The following is an 8,288-nucleotide window of genomic DNA, read 5'->3' as shown; positions in this document are numbered from 1 at the left end:
TCTTCACATTAACCCTCTCTTTGTGCAGTTACTCCGAGGTTTTGTCTCGGTATCTTCACATTAACCCTCTCTTTGTGTAGTTACTCCAAGGTTTGGCCTTAGTATCTTCACATTAACCGCCTCTTTGTGCAGATACTCCGAGGTTTTGTCTCGGTATCTTCACGATTCCTTATGAACCTTAAGGTGGCGAAAGATGACTTTCATCTTGTTTGGTAGTGGAGCGGTTTTGGCTCCACCATGTGGGTTGTATATGAAATTAAATGCGGACATGGAGCGTTACTCTTCGCTACCGGAAATTATGCATGTTGATGGTAAAATACCTTACTTCGTTATGGGTGTTTAGTAAGAAGTTGATACTAATATAGGTGCTCTGCTTGTTGCTATTAAAAAAAGGTTATAAGCGATACTTGGGGGCTATACCTAACTTTTCTTACACTATACCTTTTTTTCTCCGACATGTTTGTTACTTCTTGGCTTTTCCTACAAAACTCGGGCTCTTTCCTCTTCGACTTGTTGTTACTTGATAGTCCCTCCACACCTTTTCGTTGTTGTCACTCCGCTTTGAGGACAACATTAACGCCTCTCCAAGCCATTTCGTTGTCATCATTTCGCTTTGAGCACAATATGATCGTCATCGTCACTGCTCCTCCGCTTCTGTTGTTACTTCCCGCCTCTCCCTACAACACTCCGACTTGATTATGTTCTAATCAGACTTATGTCTATTCCTTATAGACATGGCATAGGAATGTTAGAAAGCTTGTGTAAGGAGTGGTGATATGCATTGGAAGTGGTTGAAACCAATGATTGGCCTTGGTGCGATACTCTTTTCATTTTACTTAATCTTGCTATCGTTTATAAATATTTTTCCTAAGTGGATTGCAATGCCTTTATTATTTCTATCTATTTTATTTACGTTGACACCGAGTTTTCCGACCAGAAAGAAGTTTCGTGGCTTTTAACCAAAAAAACGCTCCAAATTAGGAGCATTTTTTTTGTGTTTTACTTGATTTCATCGATGAGCTTTTCCATTTCTGTTAATGTTTCTTCAAAAACAGCTAATGCTTGTTCAATTGGCTCAGAAGATGTCATATCAACGCCAGCTTGTTTTAATACTTCAATTGGATAATCTGAGCTTCCAGCCTTCAAGAAGCTTAAATATCTCTCAACCGCAGGTTCTCCCTCTTCTAAAATCTGCTTAGATAAGGCAGCCGCTGCACTATAACCAGTCGCATATTGATATACATAGAAATTATAGTAGAAGTGTGGAATTCTTGACCACTCTAAACCAATTTCCTCATCTATCACTAAATCCTCACCGAAGTATTTTTTATTTAAATCATAATAGGTCTGTGTAAGTAGATCGGGTGTTAGTGCTTCCCCAGCAGCAGCTTTTTCGTGGATCGCATATTCAAACTCTGCAAACATCGTTTGACGGAAAACCGTTCCTCTAAAACCTTCTAAGAAATGATTTAATAAGTATAATTTCTTTTTCGCATCTTCAGTATTTTTTACAAGATAATCATTTAGAAGAGCTTCATTTAAAGTGGAAGCAACTTCAGCGACAAAAATCGTGTAATTGCCATATACATACGGCTGGTGTTTGCGCGTGTAATAACTATGCAAGCTGTGACCAAATTCATGAGCTAACGTAAATAGATTAGAAACATTATCTTGCCAATTCATTAAAATATAAGGCATTGTCCCATATGCTCCTGAAGAGTAAGCACCACTTCTTTTCCCTACGTTTTCCTCTACATCAACCCAGCGTTTGTCAAAGCCATCTCTTAAAGTGGCTACATATTCTTCACCAAGAGGAGCTACACCTTTTAGTACAAGCTCTTTCGCTTCTTCATAAGGGATTTCCATTTTGACATCTGCGACTAATGGTGTGTACAAATCATACATATGAAGCTCATCGACGCCTAGAACTTTTTTACGTAGCTTGATATAACGATGTAATAAGTGTAAATGCTTATTGACCGTATCAATTAACTGGTCATAGACAACTTCTGGAATATGGTTGTTACTTAGTGCCGCTTGACGAGCCGATTCATACTTCCTTACTTTTGCATAAAATTGATTCTTCTTTACTTGTCCACTTAAAGTAGATGCAAAGGTATTTTTATAAGAACCATATGTTTGGTAAACAGCTTTAAATGCCTCTTCACGAACACGACGATCACTACTTTCTAAAAAGCGAATATAACGACCGTGTGTGATTTCTACTTCTTCACCATTCTCATCCTTAACACTTGGAAATTTCAAATCAGCATTATTTAACATTCCGAATGTATTACTTGCTGTTCCTAGAGCTTCACTTGCTTTAGCCAAGATAGCCTCTTCAGCTTCTGATAATACATGCTCACGCTCTTCATTTAATTCATTAAACATTTGGCGGAACTGCTGAAGACCTTCATGATTGCTTATATATGTTTCAATAATCTCTTGGTCTACAGAGAGAATTTCTGGAACAAAATAAGAAGCTGCTTGACCAAATTGTGAAGCTAAACTCTTTGCACGGTCATTTAGACCTTGATAAAAGGAATTTGTTGTATCTTGGTCATATCTCATATGGGAATATGTATAAATCTTTCCTAACCTTTCAGAAAGTTCATGCTGTTCTTTAATGGCATTGTATAAAGTTTCTTCGGAGTCTGCGAGTTTTCCTTGATATTTTTGTAAGGAAGGAATAGCTTCCAATACAGATTTGTACTCCTTTTCCCACTGTTCATCTGTAGAGAATATCGCTTCTAGATCCCATGTTTTTTCTGCAGGAATTTCACTTCTTTTTGCTAGTGCTTTGGCCATATAGTGGCACCTCCATAGTAATAGTATTAACCATAATCAAACACGCTATTAGACTTCTCACCTTTTATTTCGCTCAGAATATGCTAAAACCTTTTTAAAACAGAACTTTCTTACTATTTTTGCGTTCATAATTGATAAAAGATTCCGTCATTTCTTCATCTGATTTTAATGCTTGCTCAACACTTTCTATTTGCGTATAATTTCGAAGTCTTAGAAAAATATTAACAGAATTCTCTGCACGCCTCAAGACATTCAACTCACAAAGCCAATTTAAATAAAATTCTAACGCCTTTTCAGTTAAAGTATCGGAATCGTATCGACAAGCGATCTTATTTGTATGGAGAAAAGATAACAACCAGGTGGAGAGTACTTGAAAATGAATCGGTTTACGCTTTGGTTGATGCATAAGGCATTCTAATAATAGGGATGTTTGCCAAATGAGTGGGGAACTTTCTATTTGAAAATAATAAGCGGTTGGCCAACCTGCCTCTAGCGGAAATGTGGATAACGACAAATGGTTTCGATACAAAATTTGAAGCAAAGTATAGTCCTTTTTAGCAGGAAATTCAGGTGGTGGCTGTGTACGCCATTTTTTTCTGAGACGATTCCAATTTGTATAGGCATTAGAAGGAATTTGATTTTCTGTTATAAGTGTATAATACGTGGAATATAATTCTCCGACTTCTTGTAAATGAGCGTGGGCTTGTGTGGCACTGATTGGTTGAATATGATTTAAGAAGCTAAACTTTTGATTTTCGGGGCAATAATAAAGGAGTTTTAGACGTTTGTTTTCTTCCTGTGGGAGCATCATCTCCCAAAAAGGAGCTTGAATGTTAAATGTCGTAGCATTTTTTCTTCGTAACTGGTGACCACCTAAAATCCATATCGGTGTAATGCCAATTTGGCGATAACCGGCATTTCTTTTTCTAATTGACGCCAGTGAGAGCGAGGAGCATTGGAATTCAATGGCGTATACCTTTTGATTGACCTTCACTAACAAATCGGGTCTTTGCCTAATAAACGGCAAATAAACCTCTAAGGCAACTTGGATATTTTGATGCTTAAACCATTGGTACAGCAACTTTTTGCCTTGTAAATGATACTTGGTTTCTCGTTCCATTTCAACGAAACAGGATTGATTAGACTTATGAGCAAAATGCCATATTTTCTTATCACCTAATTTCATCACCAATTCCCCTTGGCATGCAGGACAAAAAAAGTTGGTTTTTTCCCTTAGTGTCAGTAATTCCTTTTTACTCCATGGTTCGATCAGTGAAATCGTAATATCCGATTTGATTTTTGCCGTTAGCAGTATGAACACCTCCATTAATCAAATATTCAGTTTTTTTATTTAAAAAAATAACCTCCAAGTCATTAACTCTAACATACATAACTTGGAGGCATCATTCTTTCTTAAGATGAGAAAGTTTGTCGAAATTGTTTCAAAGCATGCTGTAACATAATTTCTTTACCGTATTCTTTGACACGGTGTATAGATATATCTGATTCATAACCATATTCAAGCATTTGACTCAAACGGTCATCCTGCTCGTCTTCGGTATAATGCTCATATCGGAAGATCACATGTAAATAATACGTTCCCTCGAAGTAATATAAGTCATTCTCCACTTCGTCATCTGAGAAGCTTTTACTTAACGAAATTACATCCTCAAGGTCTGAAAAACCAATGACAACTTCCATCAGTTCGGGCTCTTCTAACTCATCTAAGTCTTGGTCCTTAACCAAATCTTCTTCAGAATCCTTTTCCTCTTGGGTGACAGGTATTTCTAATTTAACATGCCCATCACTAACCTGGCCACGAGTTACAACAATTTCTAATCCTTTATCTAAAGCATGAACTTGGATCCATAACGGACCTTCTAGCATGAATTCATCTCGTTCATTGACTTCATTCATCATCTCAAAGAAGAGCTCTTCACCACGTTCGCGATTATACCATATTTCGTCACGGTCAAATCCCCGATCTTCAATATCGTTATACGTAATAAAAAACTTGATTGTTGATTCATTTACGCGCTCAATCTCCATGTTCGCTCCCCCTCCTATCAAAAAGTAAAACTAACTATCTACATAACCTTTAAACCTATACCCTATAAAAGCCATCTATAACCTCACGATTGTTTCATCAAATAAAGGGTAGAGGCGATCTCTTTATATTATGATAAAACGAGAAGAAAAGAAAAGCAAATGATAATGAATTTTAAAAAAGTTATTATCTGTATTGTTATCATAATTCCATTAATCTTTCAATATAAGTTAATAAAAGACAAGCATTTGAGAGAATTATTCTCTAAAGGAATAGTTGACAGCCATTCAAAAATAGTTAACTTCGGAATACGTTCAATTCAATTAACTTGTAAGTAAAGGTGGATACTTTATGGATATGGAAATTTTCATTGCTTTACTCACCATAATCGGAATCGATATTATTTTAGGTGGCGACAATGCCATAGTCGTGGCACTCGCCTGCCGAAATTTACCTGTAGAACTACGTAATAAAGCAATGGTACTTGGAATAACGCTTGCCATAATAATGAGAATGGGTCTAACACTCATTGCCGTTCACTTACTTAGCGTTCCATTCCTTCTAGCCTTAGGCGGTGGCTTATTAACCTATATTGCTTTACAACTGTTAACAAATGACGATCACCAACATGCGATCAATCGGCAATCTACGACGCTTTTTTCGGCCATCAAAGCAATATTAATCGCTGACTTTATCATGGGGTTTGACAATGTTATTGCCGTTGCCGGTGCAGCTCACGGAAACCAGCTGTTAGTTATACTTGGATTAATCATTTCTGTCCCTATCATTATTTTCGGAAGCAAAGTTATTTTATATATATTCGATCGCTTCCCGCAAGTGATTTATATCGGGGCTGGCATTTTGGCGTTTACAGCCTCTAAAATGATTATTCACGAACCAATGCTTGCACCACTGTTCATCAATTGGCCCATCTTTAAAGCGCTCTTCCAAATAGCTTTAATAGTCGGCATTCTCTATATTGGTTATCAAATTAAAAATAAAAGTATCTATACTGTAAAAAGATATCCGCCGCTCTCTTAAAACAGTAAAAAGAATGGAAGAGTCAAAGTTCCATTCTTTTTAGCTATATTTATAAATTAATTAACAAGCTTCTGCGCTTCTTGTAAGTGAAAGGTACGAACTTTTCTAGGGAGAAAACGACGAATCTCAGCTTCGTTATATCCAACTTGTAAACGTTTTTCATCAAAAATGATTGGGCGTCTTAACAAGCCAGGGTTCTCACTAATAATTTTAAATAATGTTTGTAGTGGTAATGCTTCCACTTCAACATTTAAATCTTGAAAAACTTTGGAACGTGCGGAAATAATCTCGTCCGTTCCGTCCTCCGTCATTCTTACAACTTGTTTCACTTCTTCTACCGATAAAGGTGCTGAGAAGATATTTCTTTCTTCAAACGGAATGTTATTGTCCTCTAACCAAGCTTTTGCTTTTCTACAAGAAGTACAACTAGGGGATGTTAATAAAGTAACCATCTGGTGGACCTCTCCTTCCAAATATGAGATCTATAATAAACGAACCCTATCTTTTTATTTGGGCTTCATATCATATTTAATCAATCTATGTATAGTTTTAATTTACCTATACTTTTACTGATAAGCCTATAATAGATGTACCCAATGTTTTTTCTTTATAAACCTATTATACAAAAAAATCGCTTTCCATACATATATGTTTAGAAAGTTTTTTTCTTTATGTGAGGATTTACTTATTTTATCCACAACTTTTTCATAATTACAGCCTCATTAATGTTCTATTTATATATACGTAGTTAAGTTTAATTAGGTTTCATTTTATGTGAAAGTTAAATGGGTGGTGCTCATTTCTCTAGTTAACTTGACCTTTCCGTCTTTGTTTTTGGATACTAATCCTGATGGAATACTATACATTTTTTTAGTTGGTGGTGGCTGGTTGTGCGGTGTGCTGAATCAAAACCGTTTATGAATGAAAAGCCACCAGTTAAAGAGCAAAACCACACTTTCATGTTTGTTGGTGGCGAACTGAATGGGGGCTTCGCCATGCAATTTTTGTATTCATGTGGTTATCTTGGACCATATGAAAAAAGCACCCGTAGTTAAAAACATCTACGAATGCTCATACTTTATGCAATAATTTTAATGTTCTTTCTAGATTGTGTTACTGGTGAATTTCCTTTTACTTTGCCTTTTAAATCGTTGAGGTTCTTTTTCCATAATTCTTTGAGTAATTTATTCTTTTGTTTTCTTCTTTTTTCTTTGTCTTTCCTTCTCATTTATACCACCCTTCCATCACTTGAAAGTAGCAGCTAACAAGAAAATTGTACCTGTTTTCTTGAGAAGTTAAGAAGGCTGTAGCGGATCGCTTTTAGCTGCTTCTTCCTCATTATACGATAAAACTTCATCGGTAGGTTGATAAGCTGTTCCATAAATTTCGACATCTTTATACGTATGGACATGTTCATACGTATGTTTCATTTGTTCAAAAATTGTCTCTTCTGTTTCATCATTAGGAGCCCAATATAAAATTTCTAATTCGTTAATTTCATTTGTTGCTAATGATCTGCGCTTATAGCCTATCGATTTCGCGTGTTGAAATCCTTCGCGATTATAAAATTTTTGTCTTTTTTGAGTATCTGTATCTTCATAATCAACTGGCTCAACTTCTAGGATAATTGGTTTGTCTTTATCTTTTAGCTTGTTCAAAAGTTTTTTACCTAGTCCTTGACCTCTTGCTTCTTTTGATACAAACAAATAATCGACAAAAACAAAATCATTTGTTTCCACATACATAAGTACATGGTGAGGTCCTTCGTCTTTGTGATAAATTTCTGATTTTTCCTTTAGTAGGATGTCTAAATGCTGTTTTGATTTCATTTCTTCAATCGGAAAATACTGATTTAATTTTTCATACCAATCCATTTATTTTTAGCCTCCATTAAACTTCATATTATTTATATTCCTCAAACTGAGAATTATAAACATGTTTTTTATATGAAAGTTAGTGCTGATACTCTTGTGCGGAGGTTTACTTATCGCTCCCGAAATTCATGCTCCGAGACAATCACGTGGCGCTGAATGTAATCTTACCCACTGTTTAAAAAGTAGTCACTATCCACGAAGAATGGCCTTTGTACAGATACTTCAAGGTTTCCCCTCCGTATCTGTACATTAACCCCTTTTTTGTACAGATACTTCAAGGTTTGGCCTCCGTATCTTCACATTAACCCCTTTTTTGTACAGATACTTCAAGGTTTGACCTCCGTATCTTCACATTAACCGCCTCTTTGTGCAGATACTTCAAGGTTTGGCCTCCGTATCTTCACATTAACCGCCTCTTTGTGCAGATACTTCAAGGTTTGACCTCCGTATCTTCACATTAACCCCTTTTTTGTACAGATACTTCAAGGTTTGGCCTCCGTATCTTCACATTAACCGCC

The 8,288-nt window shown here is 36.1% G+C and carries 9 protein-coding genes; 3 read left to right on the top strand and 6 right to left on the bottom strand.

Translation table 11 applies throughout. From position 1 onward, the window contains the following. The first annotated feature begins 193 nt into the window (after positions 1-193). Positions 194-343 (top strand): hypothetical protein, encoded by a 150-nt coding sequence (locus PQ479_RS11725; RefSeq protein WP_273716997.1) that lies wholly within the window; start codon positions 194-196, stop codon positions 341-343. Between the two features lie 433 nt (positions 344-776). Next, a complete protein-coding gene (locus PQ479_RS11720) occupies positions 777-959 on the top strand; it encodes a hypothetical protein (RefSeq protein ID WP_047990494.1) in 183 nt (60 codons plus the stop codon). Positions 960-999: 40 nt separating this feature from the next. On the opposite strand, the gene pepF is transcribed toward PQ479_RS11720, so the two are convergent. From pepF to mecA, 3 genes are all read right to left on the bottom strand, one after another. Beyond that, positions 1,000-2,808 carry an oligoendopeptidase F gene (gene pepF / locus PQ479_RS11715; protein ID WP_047990493.1) on the bottom strand — a complete coding sequence of 603 codons (1,809 nt, stop codon included), beginning with the start codon at positions 2,806-2,808 and terminating at the stop codon, positions 1,000-1,002. A gap of 94 nt (positions 2,809-2,902) precedes the next feature. Continuing rightward, positions 2,903-4,135: a competence protein CoiA gene (locus PQ479_RS11710; RefSeq protein ID WP_083991356.1), complete on the bottom strand. Its 1,233-nt coding sequence runs from the start codon at positions 4,133-4,135 to the stop codon at positions 2,903-2,905. 86 nt (positions 4,136-4,221) lie between these two features. Further along, positions 4,222-4,857: an adaptor protein MecA gene (gene mecA / locus PQ479_RS11705; RefSeq protein WP_047990491.1), complete on the bottom strand. Its 636-nt coding sequence runs from the start codon at positions 4,855-4,857 to the stop codon at positions 4,222-4,224. A 349-nt stretch (positions 4,858-5,206) separates the two neighbouring features. Between mecA and PQ479_RS11700 the strand changes: the two genes are divergently transcribed. Continuing rightward, positions 5,207-5,896 (top strand): TerC family protein, encoded by a 690-nt coding sequence (locus PQ479_RS11700; protein WP_047990490.1) that lies wholly within the window; start codon positions 5,207-5,209, stop codon positions 5,894-5,896. 56 nt (positions 5,897-5,952) lie between these two features. Here PQ479_RS11700 and spxA read toward each other — a convergent pair whose 3' ends face one another. The 3 genes from spxA to PQ479_RS11685 form a co-directional block, all read right to left on the bottom strand. Further along, positions 5,953-6,348: a transcriptional regulator SpxA gene (gene spxA, locus PQ479_RS11695; RefSeq protein WP_047990489.1), complete on the bottom strand. Its 396-nt coding sequence runs from the start codon at positions 6,346-6,348 to the stop codon at positions 5,953-5,955. Between the two features lie 626 nt (positions 6,349-6,974). Beyond that, positions 6,975-7,124 (bottom strand): hypothetical protein, encoded by a 150-nt coding sequence (locus tag PQ479_RS11690; protein WP_273716996.1) that lies wholly within the window; start codon positions 7,122-7,124, stop codon positions 6,975-6,977. Positions 7,125-7,191: 67 nt separating this feature from the next. Then, positions 7,192-7,770 carry a GNAT family N-acetyltransferase gene (locus PQ479_RS11685; protein ID WP_047990488.1) on the bottom strand — a complete coding sequence of 193 codons (579 nt, stop codon included), beginning with the start codon at positions 7,768-7,770 and terminating at the stop codon, positions 7,192-7,194. Between the last annotated feature and the right edge of the window lie 518 nt (positions 7,771-8,288).

The sequence above is a fragment of the Alkalihalobacillus pseudalcaliphilus genome, assembly GCF_028610675.1.
GTDB lineage: Bacteria > Bacillota > Bacilli > Bacillales > Bacillaceae_D > Alkalihalobacillus > Alkalihalobacillus pseudalcaliphilus.
The sequence above is the reverse complement of the archived record's forward strand: the minus strand, read 5'-3'. Positions and strand labels throughout refer to the sequence as shown.